The following is a 22410-nucleotide window of genomic DNA, read 5'->3' on the forward strand; positions in this document are numbered from 1 at the left end:
TTTCGTTCCCTTCGGTAGAGCGGTTTAAAGCGGCGGATTACGGGGTGGAGAAGACCTCTGGATGACGGGCGAGTTGCAACCGCGTCCGGCGAATGTGGCCGAACAGCACGCGCTCCGCCTCGTCGGCGTCGCTCTCGCGGATGGCCGCGACGAGCATATGGTGTTCGTCGTGGACGATGCGGTTGCTCTCGACGTCCAGCAGCCGGGTGAACGCGCGGCGATAGTGCTGCGTGTTGTTCCACAAGCGGGCGACGGTCGGGCCCAGAAACGTCGTCTCCGCGCACCGATAGCTGCCGAGATGAAATTCGCGGTCCAGTTCGAGGAACCGCTCGACGTCGCTCGTGTTGCGCATGTCCTCGGCGAGTTGCGCCAGCCGGTCGACGTCGTCGGCGGTCAGGTAGGGCATGCTGTAGCGCAGCAGAAGTGGCTCGATGCGCTCGCGCACCTGATACAGCTCGGCGCACTCTTCGAGGCTCAGGCTCGCGATCCATGCGCCCGCGTTGGCGACGGTGGTGATGAGTCCCTCCGCGGCCAGGATCCGCAGGGCCTCGCGGATCGGCACGCGGCTCGCACCGTACTGCGCGGCGAGTTCCTCCTGACGCAGCCGGGTGCCAGGCGGATAGGCGCCGCGCAGTATTTCCCCGCGCAGTTCGTCGGCGATCCGCGCACCGGTGACGCCGTCACGCACTTGGGGCTGCGCCATGGTCCTCCGCTCGCTGTGTCAGGGCGTCACTGCGCCGGATAGTTCGGGTTCCACAGCAGCACGTCGGCGTCGCGTTCATATGCCTTGCCGTCGGGGAAACTGACGAGCTCGAACTGCATGCCCCACGGGCTGAGGAAGTACACCCACCGCTGACCCTCGCTGGCATTCTTACTGGCGGTCGGCTCTCCGAGCACCCGAATGCCCTCGGCGCGAAGGTAATCGACGGCCGCATCGATGTCGTGCACATAGAACGCGAGGTGGTGGCCACCGATGTCGCTGTTGCGAGGCATCGGCGCCTGGCCGTCGGCGGGCTCGTACACAAACACCTCGAAGTTCGCGCCCGTGCCGCAGCGGTAGAACCGCAGCTCCCGCATGACGGTGCGCGGATGGACGTTGAGATGCACAGCCATCCAGTCGTCGTCGTGCTGGAACGGCCCGAGTGTGTAGACGTGGGTGCAGCCCAGCACCCGAACGAAGAAGTCGTGGGCCTGTTCCAGATCGGGCACGGTGAACCCGATGTGGTCCGTTCCGACCAGTCCCGGTAGCGCCATCTCACCTCCGATGTGTATCCAATAGAGCCCACATTAGCGGTAAATGCCCCAAAAAGCCGCAGCAAATTTCCAAAGATCTAGTCAATGTGGATCCAATCGGAGTACGGTGGCCGCAGATCGTCGAGGTTTTGGAGATGAGCACATGCCACGCGAAAAACGGCTCGAAACCGGTTCGCCCTGGATCGAGCTGTCGACGACCGAGGACGACTGGAAGGCCGCATCCCCGCAGCTGCTCGGCACTATGCTCGCTGAACTGCACCTCATCCGGGCATTCGAGGAGACCGTGCTCGAGTTGGCCGGCGAGAGCCTGGTGCACGGCCCCGCGCATTCGAGCATCGGTCAGGAAGGCGGCGCGGTTGGATCCATTGTCGGCTTGCGCTCCACCGACGCGGTCAACGGGTCGCACCGCGGCCACCATCAGTTCCTGGCCAAGGCGCTGACCCACGTCAGCGGTGGCGTCATCGACCCGGCCACGCCGGTGACCCCCAAGATCCAGCGCGTGCTGCAGCGCACGCTGGCCGAAATCCTCGGCCTGGCGCAGGGCTTCTGCCACGGGCGCGGCGGTTCGATGCACCTGCAGTGGTTCGAGGCGGGCGCGTTGGGCACCAACGCAATCGTCGGTGGCGGTGTGCCGATGGGTGCAGGCAACGCCTGGGCCCAAAAGCACAGTGGCACTACCGATCTCACGATCAGCTACTTCGGCGACGGGGCCAGCCAGATCGGGTCGGTGCTCGAGACCATGAACCTGGCCGCGGCGTGGAAGCTGCCGTTCTGCTTCTTCATCGAGAACAACCTGTACGCGGTGTCCACCCGGGTCGAGGAGATCACCGCCGACACCCGGTTGTCGGTGCGGGGACAGGGATTCGGCATACCCTGCTGGCGGGTGGACGGCATGGATCCGTTGGCGGTCTACCTCGCGACCGAGCAGGCGGCGCAGCGGATGCGCAGCGGCGCGGGCCCTGCCGTCATCGAGGTCGAGGTGTATCGCTACTTCCACCAGAACGGGCCCTACCCGGGCAGCGCGTTCGGCTACCGCGACAAGGACGAAGAGGCGTACTGGCGCAGCCGCGACCCCCTCGACCGGGTCGCCAACGAGATGATCGCCCTCGGACTGATCGACGAGGCGGGTGTGGCGTCGGTGCGCAAACAAGCCCAGGACGCTATGGCAGCCGCCGTCGCCGAGCTCGTCGAGGCCGACCCGGACAAGGCGGGTAAACGCCGGATCAAACCGCAGCTGTGGCCAGATCCGTCGTTCGTCGACGTCGGGGTGCGAGGCGACGCCAGCGAACTGCAATCGCTCACCGCTCTCGAGCCGTCGACATACCAGGGTCCCTGGCGCACAGTGAAATTCGTCGAAGCCGTGTCCGCCGTCATGGACCGCAGGATGGCGTGCGACGAGCGCATCGTGGTGTTCGGTGAGGACGTGCACCGGCTGGGCGGCGGCACCAACGGCGCCACCAAGGGTCTGGCCAAATACGGCGAGCAGCGGTTGGTGGGGACGCCCATCAGTGAGAACGCGTTCGCCGGCCTCGGCGGCGGATTGGCACTCGACGGCCGGTTCCGTCCCGTCGTCGAGTTCATGTATCCGGACTTCATGTGGGTCGCAGCCGATCAGGTGTTCAACCAGATCGGCAAGGCGCGGCACATGTTCGGCGGCGACAATCCGGTGCCCTTCGTCCTGCGGACGAAGGTGGCAATGGGCACCGGTTACGGGTCCCAGCACTCGATGGACCCCGCCGGGATCTTCGCGACCAGCCCAGGCTGGCGGATCGCCGCGGCGTCGACCGCTGCGGACTACGTCGGACTGATGAATGCCGCTCTGGCTCTGCAGGATCCAGTTCTGATAATCGAACACGTCGACCTCTACGGGGTCGCCGACAAGGTCCCCGAGGGCGATCTCGACTACATCATTCCGCCGGGCCGCGCCGCGATACGGCGAGTCGGCACCGAGGTCACGGTCATCACCTATCTGTCGATGGTGGCCGAATGCCAGAAGGCGATCGAACAGACCGACGTCGACGCCGAGCTGGTCGATCTGCGTTGGCTGGACCGTGCATCCATCGACTGGGACACGATCGAGGCAAGCGTGCGAAAAACGAACGCCGTCTTGATCGTTGAGCAGGGCACGCGCGGCCCCTCCTACGGCGGCTGGCTGGCCGACGAGATTCAACGCAGGCTCTTCGACTGGCTCGATCAACCCGTCGAACGCGTCTGTGGCGGTGAGGCGTCGCCGAGCATCTCCAAGGTGCTCGAACGCGCGGCCATCGCCGACGTCGACGACGTCGTCGCCGGTCTGGAGAAGATCCGGGTGGGAATGGGGCAACGCTGATGCCGACGGTCGTGCGCATGCCCGAGGTGCTCGCCAACGCGGGCGAGGGCGTCATCCAGACGTGGCTGGTCGGAGAAGGGCAGGAGGTCGCCGTCGGTGATCCGCTCGCCGAAATCGAAACGGAGAAGGCCGTCGTCGAATATGTCGCCGAGATCGCTGGGACCGTCGGCCGGCTGATCGCGTCACCGGGTTCGACGATCGCGGTGGGTGAGCCGATCGCGGTGATGCTCGCGCCAGGGGAGACCGCCGCCGACATCGACGCGGCTCTACTGGACGGCGCCGAGGTGTCGCACGCAGCGGCCCCGACGACGCCGGAGCCTGCGACCGCCGGCGCCGCCGAACAGTCCGTCGAACACGCCGCGACCCCGACCGTTGAGACAGCGGCCGGAAACGGCTCGTCCGGCGGCAGGCGGCTGTTCGCTACGCCGTTGGTGCGCCGGATCGCCCGCGAACGCGGCATCGACCTGGCAACCGTGAAAGGCACCGGCCCCGCAGGTCGTATCGTGCGCCGCGACCTGGACCGACTCGAAGCCGACAAAACCGTCAGCTCGCCCGCACCCCAACCTGTTTCGGCGACAACCGCTGCGCCCGAGGCATCCGGATACACCGACGTCCCGCTCACAGGAATGCGCAAGGCCGTTGCGCGCAGGCTCACCGAGAGCAAGACAGAAGTTCCGCATTTCTATCTCAGCGCCGATTGCCGGGTCGACGAGCTGATCGCGCTGCGACACAACGTCAACGCGGCGGCCGCGGCGAAAGTCTCGCTCAACGACTTCATCCTGAAAGCGGTCGCCTGCGCCCTGATCGAGGTGCCCGACGCCAACGCGATCTGGAACGGTGACTCGATCCGTCGCTTCGAGCACGCCGACATCGCAATGGCCGTCGCCGTCGACGGCGGCCTACTCACCCCGGTGCTGCGCGGTGTGGATGCCATGCCGCTCTCGGTGCTCGCGGCAGAAGCCGCGGCTCTCGCGCAGCGCTCACGCGACGGTCAGTTGCGCCAGCATGAATTGGAGGGCGGCAGCTTCTCGGTGTCCAACCTCGGGATGTTCGGCGTAACCGAGTTTTCCGCCATCTTGAACCCGCCGCAGTCGGGCATCCTCGCGGTGGGCGCCGCCACGCAGCGGCCCGTTGTCGACGATGGCGAACTGACCGTCGGAACGGTCATGACGGTGACACTGTCGGCCGATCACCGGGTCATCGACGGCGCGGTCGCGGCGGCATGGATGGCTGCCTTCGTCCGTCGCATCGAGAACCCCTTGACCATCCTGATCTGATCGCATGAGCGACGCGCTGAGCACTTCAAATGCCCCCTTGACCGGGGCGTCAACGGCCGCGTACGGTTTGATCCATCCGCTGCTTTGCAAACGATTGCTGGTGCGGATTCGTCCCCGACTGGAGGTAGTCCACCATGGGTGGTGACGAGTTCCCGAGGGTGCGGGCGGCCGCGGTCCAGGCCAGCTCGGTGTTCCTCGACCGAGAGCGGTCAACGGCGAAGGCATGCGCCCTGATTCGCGAGGCCGGTGCCGGCGGTGCCGACATCGTCGCCTTTCCGGAGGGCTTCATCCCCGCGCATCCCGTGTGGTTCCATTTCCACCCGGCGACAGGCGAAGTCGCCACCCGGCTCAGCGTCGAGCTGTTCAAGAACGCCGTGGAAATCCCGGGACCGGAGATCGACGAGTTGCAACGGGCCGCGGCCGACGCCGGTGCCTATGTGGTGGTGGGGGTGTGCGAGAAACTGCCCAACACCACGGGGACTCTGTACAACAGTCAGGTCTTCCTCGGGCCCGACGGCGCCTTGCTCGGCAGACGCCGCAAGATCATGCCGACGGTGGGTGAGCGGTTGGTGCACACCGGCGGCGACGGCGACAGCCTGGCCGCCTTCAACACCCGCTTCGGCCCGGCCAGCGCATTGATCTGTGGCGAAAATTCCAATCCGCTGGCGATTTTCGCGGTGACCGCGCAATACTCGCGCGTGCACGTCATGAGTTGGCCCAACCACTTTCCGGCGGTGGGCACACCGCTGCGTGACCGGGTCGCGGTCGACTCGCGCGCCTTCGCGCAGATGTCGAAGGCGTTCGTCGTCAGCGCATGCGGCACGGTCGACGATGCGGCCGTCGCGCGGCTGGAGCTGTCGGCCAAGGACGAGGCGCTCATCCGCGATCCCGACTTCTGCGGCGGTTCTCTTATTGTCGCCCCAGACAGCCGAATCATCGCCGGCCCGCTGGGTAACGAAGAGGCGATTCTCTACGCCGATCTCGACCTCGACATCGGCGTACGGATGAAGTTGCGCCACGACTTCGCCGGTCACTACAACCGGCCCGACATCTTCCAGCTCACGGTCAACGCCGAGGCGCCGCGGATCTTCGGAATCGCCAACGCCACACCGACAGCCCGGCCTGCGCTGACCGACACGTCTGCGGTTGCCGACGACCCGACGGCGATCGAGCACGTCCACCAACGCGCCATCGGGAACGGCGGGGACGGTGGTCGCTGAGCGCCGGCTGCGGCGCCGGCGGTGTGGATCAGCGCAGAACGCTTGACAGATGTGGCACGGGTCACGATAGTTTCGGAGGACCGCAATCGATTGCGGAACGGAAGGAGAAGGGCCGTGAACGGACGGATAGGACGGCGGCTGGCTGGGATTTTGGCGAGCGCAGGCGTTTTACTCGGCGGCGTTGCGTGCGGCAGTGACGACGGAGGCGGCAGCGACCCGATCAAGATCGGCGCGTCCATACCCCTGACTGGCCAGTTCTCCCAGGAGGGTACGGCCGCCAAGCAGGGCTATGAGGTCTGGGCGGCCATGGTGAACGAGAACGGCGGTCTGCTCGGCCGCCAAGTCGAATTGGTCATCAAGGACGACGCTTCGAACCAGAACACCGTCGTCGCCGACTACAACGCGTTGATCAGCAAGGACAAGGTCGACCTGCTGATCGGCACTTACTCGTCGCTGCTGAACCTGCCTGCATCTGCGGTCGCCGAGAAGAACAACATGCTCTACATCGAGCCCGCAGGCGGCGCTCCCGAGATCTTCGAGCGCGGCATGAAGTATCTCTTCTTCTCCCAGCAGGCCACCGCCGACAAGCAGGGCAAGGCCTTTGCCGACTGGATTTCGACGCTGCCCGAGGCGGATCGTCCGAAGACCGCCGCCTATCCGACGATCGACGACCCGTTCGTGTCGCCCAACGTCGAAGGCATTCGTTCGGTGCTGGAAGGCGCGGGCATCACGACCGTGTTCGCCGAGACGTACCAGTCCGACCTGAACAACTTCGACACCTTGGTCAGCAAGGTGCGCGAAGCCAATCCGGATCTTGTTGTGCACGGCGCGTTCTTCGACGACGGCGTCGGGTTCGTCCGGTCGATGCTCAAGGCGGACTTCAAGCCGCGCTGGCTATACCAGACCACGGCGCCCAGCCTCGGCGACGAGTACGCCAAGGCCATCGGCCCGGAGAACACCGAAGGCATCATCTTCGCGATCAGCCATGCCCCACAGGCGGAAACGCCGGGCAACGCGGAGTTCGTCAAGAAGTACGAGGAGATGTTCGGCGGACTGCCTGCCGAGGACGCGGCCGACGCGTACGGCGCCGCGCAGGTGTTGCAGGCCGCAGTCGAAGGGGTGGGCGATCTCAAGGACCAGGCGGCGATGGCGGATTGGTTGCGGCAGAACACCGTTTCGACCATTCTCGGCGACCTCAAGTGGGATGACGCGGGCCGCCCGCAAGGTGAGTTCCTGACCGGCCAGTGGCAGGACGGAAAGGTGGAGTACATCCTGCCGAAGCAGTTCGCCACCACCGATCACGTCGTCATGGGTTGGCAGCCCGGGTCGGTCTAATGCTCGGACTGCTGCAGTATCTCGTATTGGGCCTGTTGGTGGGCGGCATCTACGCATTGGCCGCCAGCGGCCTGACCCTGGTGTTCGGCGTGATGCGGATCATCAACATCGCCCACGGCGCGTTCCTGATCCTCGGCGCGTTCCTCGCCTTCACCGCGTGGTCCAAGCTGGGCATCGACCCGATGTTGGCGATCCTGTTGATCGCGCCGATCTCGTTCGCGCTGGGGTGGGTCATCTACAAGGTGGCCATCGCCCCGGTGCGGACGGCGCCGATGGCCTCGACGGTGCTGCTGACGTTCGGCCTGGCGCTGGTGGTCGAAGCCACGATGGGCGTCATCTGGGGGAACAACGCCACCTCGATGACGCCGAGCTACGGCAGCGAATCCTTCGCCGCCGGAAGCTTTTACGTGCCGAAGGCGCAGGTCTACGGCGGGCTGGTGGCCGTCGCGGTGCTGTTGGTGCTCGGCCTGATCCTGACCAGGACGTGGCTCGGCCGGGCCATCCGGGCCGCCGCCAACAATCCGACGGGTGCCGAACTGGTCGGTATCAAGGTGGGCTCGGTCAGCGCGGTCGTGTTCGGCCTCGGCATGGCGGCCGCATGCACGGGCGGGGCGATCGTCGGCGTGCTGTATTCCTTTGTGCCAGGCACGCATTACATGTGGATCGCGCGGCTGCTGGCGATCGTCGTGCTCGGTGGGTTGGGCAGCCTGAACGGTGCCATTCTCGGCGCGGTGCTGTTCGGGCTGGCCGAGACGTTGACGTCGGCCTACGTCTCGACGGCGTGGGCGACGGCCTTCCCGTACCTGATCGTGTTCGCCGTGCTGCTGCTGCGCCCGCAGGGCCTGCTGGGTGTGCGGCGCCGCGAGGATGCGAGCGCATTGTGAATGCCTTGACCCGTTCGCTGGCGGAGCCGCGTCGCCTCGGCTACATCGCGCTGGTCGCGGCGGCCGCGTATCTCCTTGTGTTTCCAGTCGTTTCGGACGACGCGTACTACCAGAACATGATCATCCTGTCGCTGGTCTTCGCCATCGGCGCCAGCGGCTTGAACATCATCATGGGGTACGCCGGCTACGTGTCGTTGGGCCAGGGCGCGTTCATCGGGCTCGGCGGCTACACGATCGGCGTGCTCGCCACCAAGATCGAGGGCCCGTCGCCGTGGCTGTGGGTTCCCGTGGCAGGAGTAGTCACCGCGATCGTGGCGCTCGGACTGGGTCTGGTGTCACTGCGCTCCAGCGGTGCGGCGTTTGTCATCATCACCGTCGCCTTCCTGTTCCTGACCGGTGTCATCGCGACCAACTGGGTGGGACTGACCAACGGCACGAGCGGTTTGACGCTGCCGTTGCCGCCGTTGAGCCGCGACATCATGAACTGGCCGTTCTACTACTCGCTGATCGTGGTGCTGGCGCTACAGCTGTTGCTGTCGTGGTGGATTCGTCGCACCAAGCTCGGAATGGGCCTGATGGCGATCCGCGGCGACGAGACCAAGGCCGCGACCATCGGCATCAACCTTCCGGTCAACAAGATCCTCGGCTTCGTCGCCAGCAGCGTGTTCGTCGGCATGGCCGGCGCCATCTACGGCTACTACCTGACCTTCATCGACCCGCGCGGCATGTTCGGCATTCTGCTCAGCGTGCAAATCGTGCTGTCGGTTCTGGTGGGCGGCAACGGCACCCTGTGGGGACCGGTGATCGGCGCATTCATCGTCGAATCGTTGAACGAGGTGGCCAACAACAACTTCGGCGGCGGCAACGTCCGGCTGTACCTGTTCGGTGCGCTGTTGATGGCGATCGTGATCTGGCTACCGCGCGGCATCCTGCCGTCGGTCGAACAGCTGCTGCAGCGGCGGCGCAGCGTCGGCCGGGCCGGGCTGGTGGGTGCGCGCATCTCCGAGGGCGCAACGCTTTCCAAGCTGTCGGTCTCGACCCGTGAGCAGCGTCCCGTCGAGGCGGAGCGTGTCCTGCTGCGGGTGAGCGGGCTGACCAAACGGTTCGGCGGCATCACCGCGGTCGACGGCTGCTCGTTCGACGTGCTCGACGGCTCGATCACCGGGCTCATCGGACCCAACGGCTCGGGTAAGACAACGGTGTTCAACCTGATCGACAACACGATCACGCCGGATGCCGGTGAGATCTACTTCGACGGTGAGCGCATCGAACGCCTGCCCTCGTGGTCGCGTGCGCACCGCGGGTTGGGCCGCACCTTCCAGATCACCCGGCTGTTCGGCGATATGACCGTGCTGGAGAACGTCGTTGCGCCGCAGCGCAATTTCTCGTGGTCGCAGCTCGGCCATATCGCGGTCAGCGGGCGAGAGGCCCGCGACGCCGAGGAACTGCTGGCGTTCGTTGGGATGCGCGACTTCCGCGACCAGCCCGCGCGGGCGCTGTCGTACGGCCAGCAGAAGCTGGTGGAGCTGGCCCAAATCCTCATGCTGGACCCGAAACTCATTCTGCTCGACGAGCCCGCAGGAGGAATCAATCCGGTGCTCATCGAGCGGATGGCCGAGATGATTCGCGAACTCAACGCGCTCGGCAAGACGTTCCTGATCGTCGAGCACAACATGCCCTTCGTGCTCGACCTGTGTCCGCAGGTGCACGTGCTGACTCGGGGAGCGACCATGGCGTCGGGCACACCGGCTCAGATCCAGGCTGACCCCGCCGTGATCGACGCCTACCTCGGCGATGACTTCGATCTTCAGCCCGAAAGGGCGGTGTGATGAGTGCACTGTTGACGCTGCGCGGTGTGGTCGCCGGCTACGGCGGCGGAGATGTCCTGCAGGGCGTCGATATCGAGGTCGCCGAGGGCGGCATCGCCTGCATCGTCGGGCCGAACGGTGCGGGCAAGTCCACGGTGCTGCGCACGATCAGTGGTCTGCTGCATCCACGCGAGGGTGAGATCACACTGAACGGCGAACAGATCCACCGCTGTTCGCCCGCCGAGATCCTGCAGCGCGGTGTGGCGCAGATCCCGCAATCCAACGCGCTTTTCCCGAACCTGACGGTGCGCGAGAACGTGCTGCTGGGGGCCTACATCGTCCGTCGTGACCGGGCGCTGGTGCGCAAGCGTTATGCCCAAGTGGCCGAGATGTTTCCGATCGTGGCGGAACGGCCACGCGAAACGGCGGGCAATCTTTCCGGCGGTCAGCGCCGGATGGTCGAATTCGCCCGCAGCCTGATGCTGGACCCGGTGCTGCTGCTGCTCGACGAACCATCGCTGGGCCTGGACCCGAAGGCGCTGCACGTGGTGTATGACGCGGTGATGGTGATGCGGGACGCGGGTAAGACGATATTGATCGTCGAGCAGAACGTGAAATTCGGCATGCGGATGGCCACCGACGGCATCGTGATGGAAAGCGGCAGGGTCGTCACGCAACGCTCCGCCGCGGACATCCTCGCCGACCCCAATCTCGGCCAGATGTATTTCGGCGGCGGTGTGAAGCGCTGACCCCGCTCGGCGCGAACGTCTCTCACCGCTTTGTTGACGATAGGTCGCGGTAAGAAACGTTCGCGCTTCGCCGGGCGGGCGGGTCAGTATTGGTTGGCGATGACGAGTTCCTGTGCCGGGAACAGCGTCAAGATCCGCGGCCCGTCTGCGGTCACGACCACTTCCTCCTCGATGCGGGCTGCCGAATACCCGTCGGAGGCAGGGCAATACGTCTCAAGAGCGAAGACCATGCCCTCCTTGATCTCGATGGGCTCGGTCATCGAGTTCAGTCGGGAAATGATCGGACGCTCGTGCAGGCCGAGGCCGAGACCGTGGCCGAATTGCAAACCGAACGCGGCGAGTTCGTTGTCGAAGCCGAACTCGGTGGCCTTCGGCCAGACCGCGGCGATCTCGTCGGTGCCGACGCCGGGCCGCACCATCTGGATCGAGGCGTCCATCCATTCGCGGGCCTTGGTGTAGGCGTCGCGCTGGCTCGCTGTCGCCGAACCGACGTTGAACGTGCGGTAGTAGCACGTGCGGTAGCCGTTGAAGCTGTGGATGATGTCGAAGAAGGCTTGGTCACCGGGGCGGATAAGCCGGTCGGTGAAGTTGTGCGGGTGGGGATTACAGCGTTCACCGCTGATGGCGTTGACCGCCTCCACCTGATCGGATCCCATGGAATAGAGCCGCTGATTGACCAGCGCGACGATCTCGTTCTCTCGGATGCCGGGCTTGAGCACCTCGACGATGTCCTGATAGACGCCGTCGACCATCGCCGCGGCCTGGGTGAGCAGCATGATCTCGTCGGCGGACTTGATCTCGCGAGCATCGAGCATGAGCTGCTGGCAGTCGACCACCGTCAGGCCCTGGCGCTGCATCTCGAACAGGAAAGGCGGCTCGACGATGTCGACACCGACGGGGGAGTCGGCCAGGCCGGCGTCCTCGAGGATTCCCTTGATCTCGCGGATGGCCGACACCATCAGTCCCGCCGAAGGCGCGACAGCGCCGCGCATACCGAGCATTCCGGGCCTGCAGTTCTCGTCGGGCAGCCAGTTGGAGTAGATCTGGTGATGGCGCACGGCCGAACCGAAGTCCCACAGCCACGGCTCGTCGGCCGTGCGGGTGAGCAGTGCGTACCGCGTCATCTTGTCGCCGAGCGCGCCGCCGATCCAGGTCTGCGTCGTATAGCGGATGTTGTAGAAGTCGAACAACAGGAACGCGCCGCACTCGCTGGACTCAAGCGCCGCTTTTGCACGGCCGAGCCGATAATCACGGAGCCTGGCGAAGTCGACGCGTTCCTCGTAGTCGACCCCCATGTGGCCGGGCGCGGGAAGCGGTCGCGGCTCAGCCATTCGTGTCGGTCCCCAAACCGTCGTCGACATCGACATTTTCGGACACCAGCTCGACACCCGAGCGTCGGGCCTGCTCGAGCAGCAAGGTGGCGAAGTCTTCGGTGGTGTGGCCCGCACCGATCGCCGAGGACACCATTTCGGCCGCCAGTGCGGCCACCGGCATCGGCACGCCGTGCTCGCGCGCGGCCTCCAAGCCGAGGTCGAAATCCTTGCGCAGCAAGATGTTTGTGAACGTCGGCGTGAAGTCGAGGTTCACGAACGCGGGTGACTTGTACCGGGTGAAGGTCGACCCCATGACCGAGTTGTTGAGGAACTCGAGGAACGCCTGCCGGCTGGTGCCGCCTCGTTCGGCGAGCACGGTGATCTCCGCGAGAGACTGCACGACGACGCCGAGAAAGACGTTGTGGCAGATCTTCACCAGGCGGGCGACCTCGCCTTCACCGACGTAGGTCACGCCGCGCCCGAGGGGTTTCAACAGTGGCTCGGCCCGATCGAAGGCCTCTTTCGGACCCGACACCGCCAGCGTGAGCTTGCCCGACCGCACCACTTTTGGGTTGCCACTGACCGGTGCGGCCAGCAGCGCGGTCCCTCGTTCTGCGGCGAGCCCGCGGATCTTCTCCGAGACGGTCGCCGAGACGGTCGAGGAGTCGACGATGATCTGAGGTGAGCTGTCGGCGGTCAGCAGCCCGTCCTCTCCGATGGTGACGGCCTCGAGGTCTTCGGATGCCGCGACCATGACGAAGACGACGTCGCGGTCGGCGAGTTGTGCAGGGCTGTCCACCAATTTGGCGCCGCGCTGGGCCAGCGGCTCGGCCTTCGACCGAGTGCGGTTGTACACCGATACGTCGTGCCCGGCGTCCAGCAGGCGCTCGATCATGGCATAACCCATGCGTCCCGCGCCGATCCACCCGATACTCGTCGTCGTCTCGTTGTCGCCCATACAAACTCCCACCTCGACTGCAATCGGTTGCAATCCTGCCGTGCGGTCTAGATCAAGTCAATACCGGCGGGCGACAGCAGTCAGATTGAGCAGATTCGGAGAACGGTTGCAACAGCGTTCAGCCAGGTCAGTTCCCTGCGCGGACCGGCCCGGTCGACGACCTGACGACAAGCGTCAACGGAAGCAGCAGCGATCGGGGATGGCGATTCGGGTCACGCAGCACCTCGAGCAGTAGTCGCGCCGCCTCGGCGCCGATCTCGTAGTGCGGTATGCGCACGGTCGTCAGCGCGGGAAACACCTTGTCCATGAACGGAATGTCGTTGAAGCCCACGACGCTGATGTCATCCGGGCAGCGCAGACCTCGTTCGGACAGCGCGTCATAGACGCCGAGGGCGAGCAGGTCGTTGCCGGCGAGAACCGCGGTGAAATCAGGGCCGGAGTCCAACATCGCCCGCATGCCCTTCGCGCCCGCCTGTTCCGACCATTCGTCGCAGATGATGACGCGCGAACTCTCGGCGGGAAGACCCAGTTCGTCGAGGCTGGCGAGGAAGGCCCGACGGCGATTGACACCCGTGGAAAGGTCCTGCGGGCCGGCCAGATGCACGATCTTGGTGTGGCCCAGATCGACGAGGTGCTGCATCGCCATCGCGACGCCTGCCGCATCGTCCGGGGTGACCGATGGAATGTCGGTTCTGGTGCTGCGGCGGTTCACCAGCACCATCGGTGTCGACGCGGCGGCAAGTTCGTCGAGCAGGGGATGCTTCAGGTGCGCGGTCGCGAACACGAAGCCCTCGACGTTGCGTTGGCGGAACGACTCGACCGCCGCTTTCTCCACGTCCGGCCTGCTGTCGGTGTTGACAATCCAGGCGTTGTACCCGATGGGACGTAGTACGTCCTCAACCCCCCGCACGATGGGCGGGAAAAGCGGGTTGGTCAGATCGGGGATCACCAGTCCGATGCTCGCCGACCGAGATGTCTTGAGGCTGCGGGCGATTGGGTTGGGTGTGTAACCCATTTCAGCGGCGATGCGTTTGATCCGAGCGGCAGTCTCGGCATTGACCAAGCCCTCGGTTTGACGGTTCAAGGCGCGTGAAGCCGTCGCCGGGTGGACGCCGGCCATAACCGCGACCTCACGCAGCGTGGCCCTGTGCACTGACCGCTCCCCTCCTAGGCCGCAAACCGATGCAGCTTGCCGTTAATGTCCGTCAATGATGAAGCTCCCCCCGGGCACCTGCAATATAGCCACTGCCGCCCGCCAGCATCGTCGGCCACGCAGATGCCACTTCGTCGAGCTCCGGGCTGGGGCTGTGCCTGCGCCTCAGCTCGATGAGCGTGGTGATCGAGGCTTCGTCGATCTGCCCGTCGGGGATCAGGCCGTGGGTGCCGTCGAGCAGGCAGTCGAGGTGTGCGCGGGCCTGCGGCGCCGCTAAGCCCAGCAATCGACCTGCCGCCTCGATCACGTCGTCGTGCAGGCGGCCGTTGACGATCTCGTCCGCGGTGTCGACCACCACCTCGGCGAATCGGGCGCGTGGCTCGGCGATCTGGGGGCTGTCTGCAGGCAGTGCGGCGATGACGGTGCCCAGATAGGGGCCGATGTCGGCGACTGTGTTCACCACATGGCAGCCGTCGGCGCTCGCGCGCAACTCGTTTCCGGCGTTGAGAACCGTGGCCGCGCAGCCGCCGTCGGCCAGTGCGGCCGCGCGCCGGGGCGTCGACCCGAGGGATTCGATGGTGTAGTCGTCGCGGTGCAAGCCCGCGCGTTGCAGCAGTTCGAAAGCAACGAAGGCGAATCCGGACTGGGGGACGTCGACTCCGACCACACGACCCCGCACGTCGGCAATATCGGGCACCGACGGCGCGAGCCACAGCGAAAGCCCCAGCCCCCGGTCCACACCCGCGAGGATCTCCACGGGAAGGTTGTGTCCGAGGGGATTGCTACTCAAAAAGCGGTAAGCCAGAACGTTATCCGGACTCGTCATCGCGATGTCCAGGTCGCCGTCCTCGAGCGCGTGAAACTGCGCCGGCGACGACGGCACCGGCGTTTCGGTGATCGTGAGGTCCGCGGCGGCCAGCCGTCCGGTGGAGCGGGCCAGGTCGATCAACAGCGACGGCGTGAACGTCCCAACGCGCAGGTGGGCTTGTGTCATGCGTCCATGCTGCCATAGCTGCAATCGATTGTTCGGTATCTTTTGGCGTCATTACCTGCCCATTTGTTTGCCCGGCGACATTTCCTCCCATCAGCCCATTGACATGACCCACGTCACATCGCAGGATGAAGCAAACGATTGCAGTAGCGGATGTTCGTGCACAGACAAAGGTTGGGCGTACATGAGTCAGGCAGTTCCGTCGGTGTCCCGCCACCCACGAGCCGATACCGGTGACTCGCCGGCCCCATCGGCACCTCTCATCGAGATTCGAGGTGTCAGCGCCGGATACGAAAACACCAGGAACAAGACCCGGCTCATCGCCTTGAGGGATGTCTTTCTCGACGTCTACCGCGGCGAGTTCGTCGCCATCGTCGGCCCGTCCGGCTGCGGCAAGACCACGCTGATCAACATGATCGCAGGGTTCATCAAGCCGCTGGAAGGGACCATCCGTGTCGACGGCAAGATCGTCGACGGACCTGGTGCCGATCGGGCCATGGTGTTTCAGGACTACGCGGTGCTGCCGTGGCGCAACGTCTACCGCAACGTCATGTTCGCGCTGGAGAACAGGCACCCCCGCCCGCCGCGGGCCGAGGCGAAAAAACGCATCAGTCGCGCGCTCGAACTCGTCGGCCTGACCGGTTTCGAGAAGTCCTATCCGTACGAGCTTTCCGGCGGCATGCGTCAACGCGTCGGAATCGCTCGGGCGCTGGTGTCGGAGCCCGAAATCCTGTTGATGGACGAGCCATTCGGGGCCGTCGACGCCATGACGCGCGAGGCCATGCAGGCCGAGTTCGAGAAGATCATCGCCGAAACCGGTCAGACCGTCTTCTTCATCACCCACTCCATCGACGAAGCCCTGACGCTTGCCGATCGGGTGGTGATGGTGTCGAACCGGCCGGGTCGGGTGAAGGAGATCATCGACGTCGACCTGCCGAGGTCGCGCTTCGACGAAGAGGTGCGCCGCAGCGATCGGTTCGGTGAACTGCGCCAGCACATTTGGAGCCAATTGCAGGCCGAGGCACTGGGCGCCAAGAGCGGAGAAGACAAATGAGCACAGGCACATTGCCGACGGCGAATGCGACTCCCCAATCGGGCGCCGTCACCGAAACCATCGAACGCAGCAAGTGGGCACCGTTCCGGGGCCTGATCATCACGCTGATCAACCTGACGTGCTTCTTCGTCGCGTGGCAGCTGCTCGCGCTGTCCGAAGTCATCAACCCCCTGTTTTTCCCCAAGGCCACCGACATGTTCTCGGCGATGTACCACGGTTTCGCCGACGGCATCATCGGCCCGCAACTGCTGCACAGTGTGCAGAACTTCGCCATCGGGATGCTGATCGCCGCCGCGATCGGCATCCCGCTGGGACTGTTGATGGGCGGGGTCAAGATCATCGACCAGATCCTCAGCCCCTACGTCTGGGCGATGACATCGTTGCCGCGCGTCGCCCTGATCCCTCTTTTGATCCTCATCCTTGGCTTCGGTAATTCGATGCAGCTCACGATCATCGTGCTGTCGGCGGTGTTTCCGATGATGGTCAACTGCATGGAGGGTGTGAAAACCGTCGATCCCTCGCTCGTGCGGGCCGGTCGCATATTCGGGACGAACGAGGCGCAGTTGTACGCCAAGATCATCTTGCCGTTCACGCTGCCGTTCGTCATCAGCGGCATCAACCAGGGCATCGCCCGCGGCCTCGTCGGGATGCTCATCGGCGAACTACTGGGCGGCGGTGGTAAAGGCCTCGGGTTCTTGTTGGATCGGGCCGCCGACCAATTCGACGCGCCGATGTTGTATGCCACCCTGCTGCTGCTCGCCGTCATCTCGGTGGGACTCGTGCAGGGCATGCGCTGGGTCGAACGGCGGGCAGCGCCGTGGCGGAACTTCTCGCGCGCCTAAGAAAGATGCCCAGAAAAACCCACGGACGCAATGGAATTCGAGCCGACCAACGAGCTTCACCCATCTTCACACCGACAAGGAGTAGCGAATGAGAAGAAGCAAACGATTGCTCGCGTTGGTCAGCGCGAGCCTTGCGTTCGCGACGGTGCTCACATCCTGCGGAAGCAAGGATGCCGCACCCGAGGAAGGGTCGGCGGCCGGCATGCCGACCAGCGCCGATGAAGTCAACCCCACAATCGACACCTCCAAGGTGAAGAAGAACCTCACCGTCGCGGTGGACAACCCGTACTACCTGTTCCACCACGACATCCTGGTGGCGCAGGACAAGGGCTACTTCAAGGAAGTCGGCATCGACAACGTCGAGATCATCACCGTCGAGGACCCGCTGCCCGCGCTGATCGGCGGGTCGGTGGACTTCGCACTGTACGACACCGACACCACCATCGCCGCCGCCGCAAAGTCGAATTCGGGCGTGCGGTACCTGTCGGTCTACCTCGGCGGTGAGGCCAACATCCTCGGTGTGAGGGAGGGAATCAACACGCCCGAGGATCTGAAGGGCAAGACCATCACCGGCGGGCAGTTCGGCAGCCGCAACGACTTCCTCATCCGAAAGCTGCTCACCGACAACGGCATCAATCCCGACACCGACGTGAACCTGGTCAGCACCGGCGGCCAGTCCAACGAGCGTCTGCAGTCCATTATCGCCGGCACGGTCGACGGCGCCAGTCTGCAGCTTCGGCATCGGACACTGCTGGAGAACGAGGGCGGAAAGTTCCTGTTCCAGGAGTTGGGCCGCGCGCCGCAGAACGGGTGGGCCGCCAACAAGATCTTGACGGAGAGCCCGGAGACCGCGGCCGCGTTCCTGACCGCGACGTTGAAGGCGCGCCAGTTCATCAACGACGTCAACAACAAGGATGCGGTGCTTGACCTGATGGCGTCGAAGGGATTCGAACTGCCGCAGCCCTATCGCGATGCGTACGCCGCTGAGCAGAGCCCCGACTATCACACGGGCGACGGCGGCTTCGACATCGCCGATATGGACCAGTTCGTCAACGAACAGATCGAGCTGAAGATCATTCCGCCGGGCACGAACTGGCACGACTACGTCGACCTCGTTCCGTTGTGGCGGGCGCAAAAGGCGCTGAACCTGCCGCTGCGGCCCGACCCGGCTGACTTGGCGCAGTGACGACGGAAACGGCTTCAGCACACGGCCTTCGGCTCATCGGCCAGCACGAACTGGACGGACGCGGTGACGGCATGCAAGTCATGCGTCACGGCGACGCCCTCTATGTCGGGCACGCAGGCACCACCGGTGCGGGCACGTCGATACTGGACGTGTCCGCTCCGGACCGGCCCCGACTGGTGGCGCAGTGGGACGCGCCCGCCAATACCCACACACACAAGGTGCAGGTCGCCGACGGTCTGCTGCTGATCAACCATGAACGGTTTCCGTACCGGCCCAAGAAGCCGTTGGGGCCGCACTCGGCGGGCGTCGCCATCTACCGCATCGACGACCCCTTCGAGCCCGAGCAGATCGGGTTCTGGGAGGCCGGCGGCAAGGGCGTGCATCGCATCGTCTGGGAGGGCGGGCGCTACGCCCACATGTCCGGTACACCAGACGGTTTCACCGACCGCATCTGGATGACCATCGACCTGACCGAGCCGCAACGGCCCACGCTCGCCGCGCGCTGGTGGTGGCCGGGGCAGTGGAGCGGCGGAGGCGAGACCCCCGACTGGGCCAACGGGCATCGAGTCGCCGCGCACCACGGCCTGGCCGAGGGCAATCACACCTACCTCGGCTACGACGACGCGAACCTGGTCGTGCTCGACACCACCGATCCGACGGCACCGCGGGAAGTGTCACGGCTGAGCTGGGGCGGGGGAGCGACGCACACGTGCCTGCCTCTCGAGGGTCGCGGCCTGCTCGTCGTCACCGATGAACAACAGACCGACGGCCCGCACGGCGCGGAGCGACGGATACACCTGATAGACATCGCCGACCCGTCAAATCCCCGCTATCTGAGGACCTTTCCCGAGCCTGACGGCGAATTCGCTGAGCTGCCCAAACGATACGGCCCGCATAACCTGCACGAGAACCGCGACGGGTCCTACCGCAGCAATCGGCTGGTGTTCGCCACCTACTTCAGCGCCGGTCTGCGGGTCTATGACGTGTCGGACCCGAATGAGCCGCGGGAGGTCGCGCACTGGGTCAGCGAGGCGCCGCCGGGATCGGTGGTCCCCCAGGCCAATGACCTGTTCGTCGATGAACACGGACTGATCTGGGTGACCGATCGCGGCACCGGCGGCGTGTTCTGCCTCGAGCCGCTGCCGGAGTTGGCCAAGCTGATGTCGGAGGCGGCCCTGTGAGCCGACCGGCACCCGGATTCACCGCCGACGGTGTCGACCTGATTGGGTACCACGATGTCGACGGTAAGCCGGTTTTCAAGTTGGCCATGCAGGTCGTGCCATCCGAAACGGGTGAGCGTTGGTATCTGTACGCGACGCACTTCTGGGAACCGCGGCTGTCGATCTTCGATGTGACCGATCCCGCCAATCCCGTTCTGGCGGGGGCGATCGAGGGACCCGACCACGCCGCGACCTGGCAGGTCCAGGTCGCGGATCGGCTGCTGGTTCAGGGCATGGAGCACCGGCCACCGGCGTGGGGAGGCGATCCCGCCACGTACGCCGATGAAGGTGTCCGGCTGTTCGACGTGACCGACGCGGTCGACCCGAAGCTGGTGGGCCAGTGGCGCACCGGTGACCACGGCGTGCACCGCAACCACTACACCGGGGGCCGCTATCTCCATGTCACGGCGGGCCGGCGCGGGTTCGAGGGCAACATCTACGTGATCCTCGACATCGCCGATCCGAGTCGGCCCGAGGAAGTGGCGATCTGGTTCCTGCCCGAGCAGTACGTTGCAGCGGGCAACCGTCCGTCGCGGCGGATCTCCCTGCACGGGCCGCCCTACGTCCTCGGGGACCGCGCCTACCTCAGCTACGGCGCCGCCGGAGTCGTCATCCTCGACATCTCCGACATCGAGCGCCCACAGTTGGTGTCCCGCCTCGATATCGGGGCGGCGTTCTCCAGCATGATCGCCATGCACACCGTGATCCCGGTGCCCGCCAGAAACCTGTTGCTGGTCAACACGGAAGCGATCGCCGAGGGTCAGCAGGAGCCGTACAACTTCGCAGGCATCGTCGATGTCAGCGATGAGCACAATCCACGACTGGTGTCCTTGTTGCCGATACCCGTACCCGCGCCCGGCGCGCCGTATCGGAACTTCAGCACGCGGGGCGGCCGGTTCGGGCCGCACAACCAGCACCATCCCCAAGGGCCGGAGCTGTTCGCCGACGACAACCTGATGTTCATGACGTGGTTCAACGCGGGGTTGCGGGTCTACGACATCAGCGACGAATACCTACCGCGCGAAATCTCCTGGTATCTACCGGATGATCCGACCGAACGCCGCGGCCTGCTGCCGAAGACCTTGGTCACGCAGTCCGAAGACGTCCTCGTCGATGCGCGCGGCAACATCTTCTTCTCCGACAAGAACCACGGTCTTCACGTGGTCAGGCTCGCCGACTGAGTTACGGCGTCGACATCGGTGCAGGCATCCCCAGATCGGCGAGCACCGTGCGCGCGGTGTTGCGGCCGGGCCGCCCCGACACCGAACCGCCGGGATGCGATGTCGAACCCGTCAGGTAGAGACCGGGAATGTCGGTGCGGTAGTCCAGCCAGCCCGGGATGACAGTACCGTCGTCGAGTGCGAACTCGCCGCCGTGGCACGATCCGCCGATATTCGAAAGATTGTGCGCGGCAAGTGAGGTGGGCGACTCCGGCCTGACCGCCAGAATGTCGGCATCGTCGATGCCGTCGACATGGCGACGCGCGATGCCCAGTAGCACCTGGGCGTACGCCATCGCGTCGGTTTGCGACCACTCACGCCCGTCGTACAGCATCGGCGCGACAGTGAGGAATTTGAATGTGCCGCCTGGCGCGCGGTCGGGGTCAACCGCCGTCGACGACATCATCAACAGCCACGGGTCGTTGGTCTCCACATGCCCGGCCGACAGTCCGGCGACTTGGCGCAGCAGGCCGTCCGGGCTGCCGAGCCCGCCTGCGGCCGACGTGAGCGGTCCGCCATCGGACCGGTAACGCGCGTCGGCTTTCAACGCGAAATGCACTGCAAACAGCGGTATTCCGGGACGCCAGCGGCGGGCGGCTTCGTCGGCGACGGCCGATGGCGTGTCGAGCATTGCGCGCAGTTCGCGCAGGTGACTCCCGGCGACGACGGCTCGGTCGGCCCGGAACTCGCGACCGTCAGCCGTGCGCACCCCGACGCAGCGTCCGTGCTCGGTGAGGAAGGACGTGACCCACGCCGACGTCTCGACGGTGCCGCCGTGGTCGATGATGTGGGCGGCCAGAGCGTTCGGCAACGCGCCGGAGCCCCCGAGGGGTGTCGCCCAGCCGTAGGCCAGCCGTCCTGCCATGATGGCGGCGGGCAGCGCGCCGGTGCCGGGACGCTGCGGCGGTTGGATGGTGGCGAAGGACATCCACGCCATCACCCGCCGCGTCACCGGGTGCTCGAACGTCGAGGAGACCACCTCCCATGCGCTGCGTTGCCGGAGTTGTTCGTAGCTGTGCGCCCACGGCTCGTCGGGCAGCGGGAGGCCGGCGGAGAAGTACGCGTGCGCGGTTCGTTGGCCGGCATTCCACTCGTCGATCATGGCGACGAGCGCGTCGGCGTCGGCGCGGGAGAACCGCGCGAATTCGGCTGCGGTATCTGCCAGTTTCGGGTGGACCGTCAGCAGATCGCCGTCGTCCAACGGAAACACCACCGCCGGGTCGGTGACGATGTACTTCAGGCCGTAGCGCGAGATGAGTCCGAGTTCGTCGTCGCGGATCAGCGGGTTCGACTGCAGCACAACGTGCGCCGTCGAACACGAGTCATGGTGCCATCCGGGCAGAGTCAGTTCTTCGGTCACGGTGTTGCCGCCGAGCACGTCGCGCCCTTCGAGCACCGTGACCGTCAGGCCGGCCTCGGCGAGATACGCCCCGCATACCAGCGCGTTGTGCCCACCGCCGACCACGACGATGTCGCTGACCGGCTGATCCGAGGCTTGGTTCGAGGATGGTCCCGAGGAGGTTGATGTCACCGTCTTCCTTCCGTCCACACCGTTCCTCCTGCTACGGTAGAAGCCCTCGCAATCGATTGCAATAGCTTCTTCGAAGAGGTCTTCGT

Annotated in this window: 19 protein-coding genes; 12 read left to right on the plus strand and 7 right to left on the minus strand. The window is 65.4% G+C overall.

The window, feature by feature from the left end:
* Positions 1 to 37: 37 nt before the first annotated feature.
* Together CQY20_RS17140 and CQY20_RS17145 are read right to left on the minus strand one after the other, a co-directional pair.
* On the minus strand, positions 38 to 703 hold the full coding sequence (locus CQY20_RS17140) for a GntR family transcriptional regulator (protein WP_097941276.1): 666 nt from the start codon (positions 701 to 703) through the stop codon (positions 38 to 40).
* A 26-nt stretch (positions 704 to 729) separates the two neighbouring features.
* Positions 730 to 1254, minus strand: a complete 525-nt coding sequence (locus CQY20_RS17145) for a VOC family protein (RefSeq protein ID WP_097941277.1) — start codon at positions 1252 to 1254, stop codon at positions 730 to 732.
* A gap of 142 nt (positions 1255 to 1396) precedes the next feature.
* Between CQY20_RS17145 and CQY20_RS17150 the strand changes: the two genes are divergently transcribed.
* From CQY20_RS17150 to CQY20_RS17180, 7 genes are all read left to right on the plus strand, one after another.
* The gene (locus CQY20_RS17150; RefSeq protein WP_097941278.1) at positions 1397 to 3583 is read left to right on the plus strand and encodes an alpha-ketoacid dehydrogenase subunit alpha/beta; all 2187 of its coding nucleotides are present in this window, start codon (positions 1397 to 1399) and stop codon (positions 3581 to 3583) included.
* A complete protein-coding gene (locus CQY20_RS17155; protein WP_097941279.1) occupies positions 3583 to 4860 on the plus strand; it encodes a dihydrolipoamide acetyltransferase family protein in 1278 nt (425 codons plus the stop codon). The genes CQY20_RS17150 and CQY20_RS17155 overlap by 1 nt, the downstream gene beginning before the upstream one ends.
* Positions 4861 to 4994: 134 nt before the next feature.
* Positions 4995 to 6080 carry a carbon-nitrogen hydrolase family protein gene (locus CQY20_RS17160; RefSeq protein WP_097941280.1) on the plus strand — a complete coding sequence of 362 codons (1086 nt, stop codon included), beginning with the start codon at positions 4995 to 4997 and terminating at the stop codon, positions 6078 to 6080.
* Positions 6081 to 6194: 114 nt separating this feature from the next.
* Positions 6195 to 7415 (plus strand): amino acid ABC transporter substrate-binding protein, encoded by a 1221-nt coding sequence (locus CQY20_RS17165; RefSeq protein WP_097941281.1) that lies wholly within the window; start codon positions 6195 to 6197, stop codon positions 7413 to 7415.
* Positions 7415 to 8299 carry a branched-chain amino acid ABC transporter permease gene (locus CQY20_RS17170; RefSeq protein ID WP_097941282.1) on the plus strand — a complete coding sequence of 295 codons (885 nt, stop codon included), beginning with the start codon at positions 7415 to 7417 and terminating at the stop codon, positions 8297 to 8299. The genes CQY20_RS17165 and CQY20_RS17170 overlap by 1 nt, the downstream gene beginning before the upstream one ends.
* Positions 8296 to 10128, plus strand: a complete 1833-nt coding sequence (locus CQY20_RS17175; protein ID WP_207767293.1) for a branched-chain amino acid ABC transporter ATP-binding protein/permease — start codon at positions 8296 to 8298, stop codon at positions 10126 to 10128. Before CQY20_RS17170 ends, CQY20_RS17175 begins: the two co-directional genes overlap by 4 nt.
* On the plus strand, positions 10128 to 10856 hold the full coding sequence (locus tag CQY20_RS17180; RefSeq protein WP_097941283.1) for an ABC transporter ATP-binding protein: 729 nt from the start codon (positions 10128 to 10130) through the stop codon (positions 10854 to 10856). Before CQY20_RS17175 ends, CQY20_RS17180 begins: the two co-directional genes overlap by 1 nt.
* Positions 10857 to 10939: 83 nt before the next feature.
* Here CQY20_RS17180 and CQY20_RS17185 read toward each other — a convergent pair whose 3' ends face one another.
* The 4 genes from CQY20_RS17185 to CQY20_RS17200 form a co-directional block, all read right to left on the minus strand.
* Positions 10940 to 12187: a M24 family metallopeptidase gene (locus CQY20_RS17185; RefSeq protein ID WP_097941284.1), complete on the minus strand. Its 1248-nt coding sequence runs from the start codon at positions 12185 to 12187 to the stop codon at positions 10940 to 10942.
* Positions 12180 to 13127 (minus strand): NAD(P)-dependent oxidoreductase, encoded by a 948-nt coding sequence (locus CQY20_RS17190; RefSeq protein ID WP_097941285.1) that lies wholly within the window; start codon positions 13125 to 13127, stop codon positions 12180 to 12182. Before CQY20_RS17190 ends, CQY20_RS17185 begins: the two co-directional genes overlap by 8 nt.
* A gap of 127 nt (positions 13128 to 13254) precedes the next feature.
* Positions 13255 to 14280 carry a LacI family DNA-binding transcriptional regulator gene (locus CQY20_RS17195; RefSeq protein WP_097941286.1) on the minus strand — a complete coding sequence of 342 codons (1026 nt, stop codon included), beginning with the start codon at positions 14278 to 14280 and terminating at the stop codon, positions 13255 to 13257.
* A 52-nt stretch (positions 14281 to 14332) separates the two neighbouring features.
* A complete protein-coding gene (locus tag CQY20_RS17200) occupies positions 14333 to 15274 on the minus strand; it encodes a hypothetical protein (RefSeq protein WP_097941287.1) in 942 nt (313 codons plus the stop codon).
* Between the two features lie 181 nt (positions 15275 to 15455).
* On the opposite strand from CQY20_RS17200, the gene CQY20_RS17205 reads away from it, so the two are divergent.
* The 5 genes from CQY20_RS17205 (at position 15456) to CQY20_RS17225 (ending at position 20754) form a co-directional block, all read left to right on the plus strand.
* On the plus strand, positions 15456 to 16325 hold the full coding sequence (locus CQY20_RS17205; RefSeq protein ID WP_097941288.1) for an ABC transporter ATP-binding protein: 870 nt from the start codon (positions 15456 to 15458) through the stop codon (positions 16323 to 16325).
* Complete coding sequence (locus CQY20_RS17210) at positions 16322 to 17167, plus strand: ABC transporter permease (protein ID WP_097941289.1); 846 nt, start codon at positions 16322 to 16324, stop codon at positions 17165 to 17167. The genes CQY20_RS17205 and CQY20_RS17210 overlap by 4 nt, the downstream gene beginning before the upstream one ends.
* Positions 17168 to 17255: 88 nt before the next feature.
* Positions 17256 to 18353, plus strand: coding sequence for an ABC transporter substrate-binding protein (locus CQY20_RS17215; protein ID WP_097941290.1), 1098 nt, complete (start codon positions 17256 to 17258; stop codon positions 18351 to 18353).
* Positions 18350 to 19534, plus strand: a complete 1185-nt coding sequence (locus CQY20_RS17220; protein ID WP_097941291.1) for an LVIVD repeat-containing protein — start codon at positions 18350 to 18352, stop codon at positions 19532 to 19534. The genes CQY20_RS17215 and CQY20_RS17220 overlap by 4 nt, the downstream gene beginning before the upstream one ends.
* Positions 19531 to 20754, plus strand: coding sequence for an LVIVD repeat-containing protein (locus CQY20_RS17225; RefSeq protein WP_097941292.1), 1224 nt, complete (start codon positions 19531 to 19533; stop codon positions 20752 to 20754). Before CQY20_RS17220 ends, CQY20_RS17225 begins: the two co-directional genes overlap by 4 nt.
* Position 20755: 1 nt before the next feature.
* Here CQY20_RS17225 and CQY20_RS17230 read toward each other — a convergent pair whose 3' ends face one another.
* Entirely contained in the window at positions 20756 to 22324 is a 1569-nt protein-coding gene (locus CQY20_RS17230) for a phytoene desaturase family protein (RefSeq protein ID WP_097941306.1), read from the minus strand.
* Between the last annotated feature and the right edge of the window lie 86 nt (positions 22325 to 22410).

The organism is Mycolicibacterium agri, from assembly GCF_002553505.1.
GTDB lineage: Bacteria > Actinomycetota > Actinomycetes > Mycobacteriales > Mycobacteriaceae > Mycobacterium > Mycobacterium agri.

Coding starts and splice junctions, on each gene's coding strand:
- CQY20_RS17140 (WP_097941276.1), bottom strand. CDS start 703: ATGGCGCAGCCCCAAGTGCGTGACGGCGTCACCGGTGCGCGGATCGCC.
- CQY20_RS17145 (WP_097941277.1), bottom strand. CDS start 1,254: ATGGCGCTACCGGGACTGGTCGGAACGGACCACATCGGGTTCACCGTG.
- CQY20_RS17150 (WP_097941278.1), top strand. CDS start 1,397: ATGCCACGCGAAAAACGGCTCGAAACCGGTTCGCCCTGGATCGAGCTG.
- CQY20_RS17155 (WP_097941279.1), top strand. CDS start 3,583: ATGCCGACGGTCGTGCGCATGCCCGAGGTGCTCGCCAACGCGGGCGAG.
- CQY20_RS17160 (WP_097941280.1), top strand. CDS start 4,995: ATGGGTGGTGACGAGTTCCCGAGGGTGCGGGCGGCCGCGGTCCAGGCC.
- CQY20_RS17170 (WP_097941282.1), top strand. CDS start 7,415: ATGCTCGGACTGCTGCAGTATCTCGTATTGGGCCTGTTGGTGGGCGGC.
- CQY20_RS17180 (WP_097941283.1), top strand. CDS start 10,128: ATGAGTGCACTGTTGACGCTGCGCGGTGTGGTCGCCGGCTACGGCGGC.
- CQY20_RS17185 (WP_097941284.1), bottom strand. CDS start 12,187: ATGGCTGAGCCGCGACCGCTTCCCGCGCCCGGCCACATGGGGGTCGAC.
- CQY20_RS17190 (WP_097941285.1), bottom strand. CDS start 13,127: ATGGGCGACAACGAGACGACGACGAGTATCGGGTGGATCGGCGCGGGA.
- CQY20_RS17200 (WP_097941287.1), bottom strand. CDS start 15,274: ATGACACAAGCCCACCTGCGCGTTGGGACGTTCACGCCGTCGCTGTTG.
- CQY20_RS17205 (WP_097941288.1), top strand. CDS start 15,456: ATGAGTCAGGCAGTTCCGTCGGTGTCCCGCCACCCACGAGCCGATACC.
- CQY20_RS17210 (WP_097941289.1), top strand. CDS start 16,322: ATGAGCACAGGCACATTGCCGACGGCGAATGCGACTCCCCAATCGGGC.
- CQY20_RS17215 (WP_097941290.1), top strand. CDS start 17,256: ATGAGAAGAAGCAAACGATTGCTCGCGTTGGTCAGCGCGAGCCTTGCG.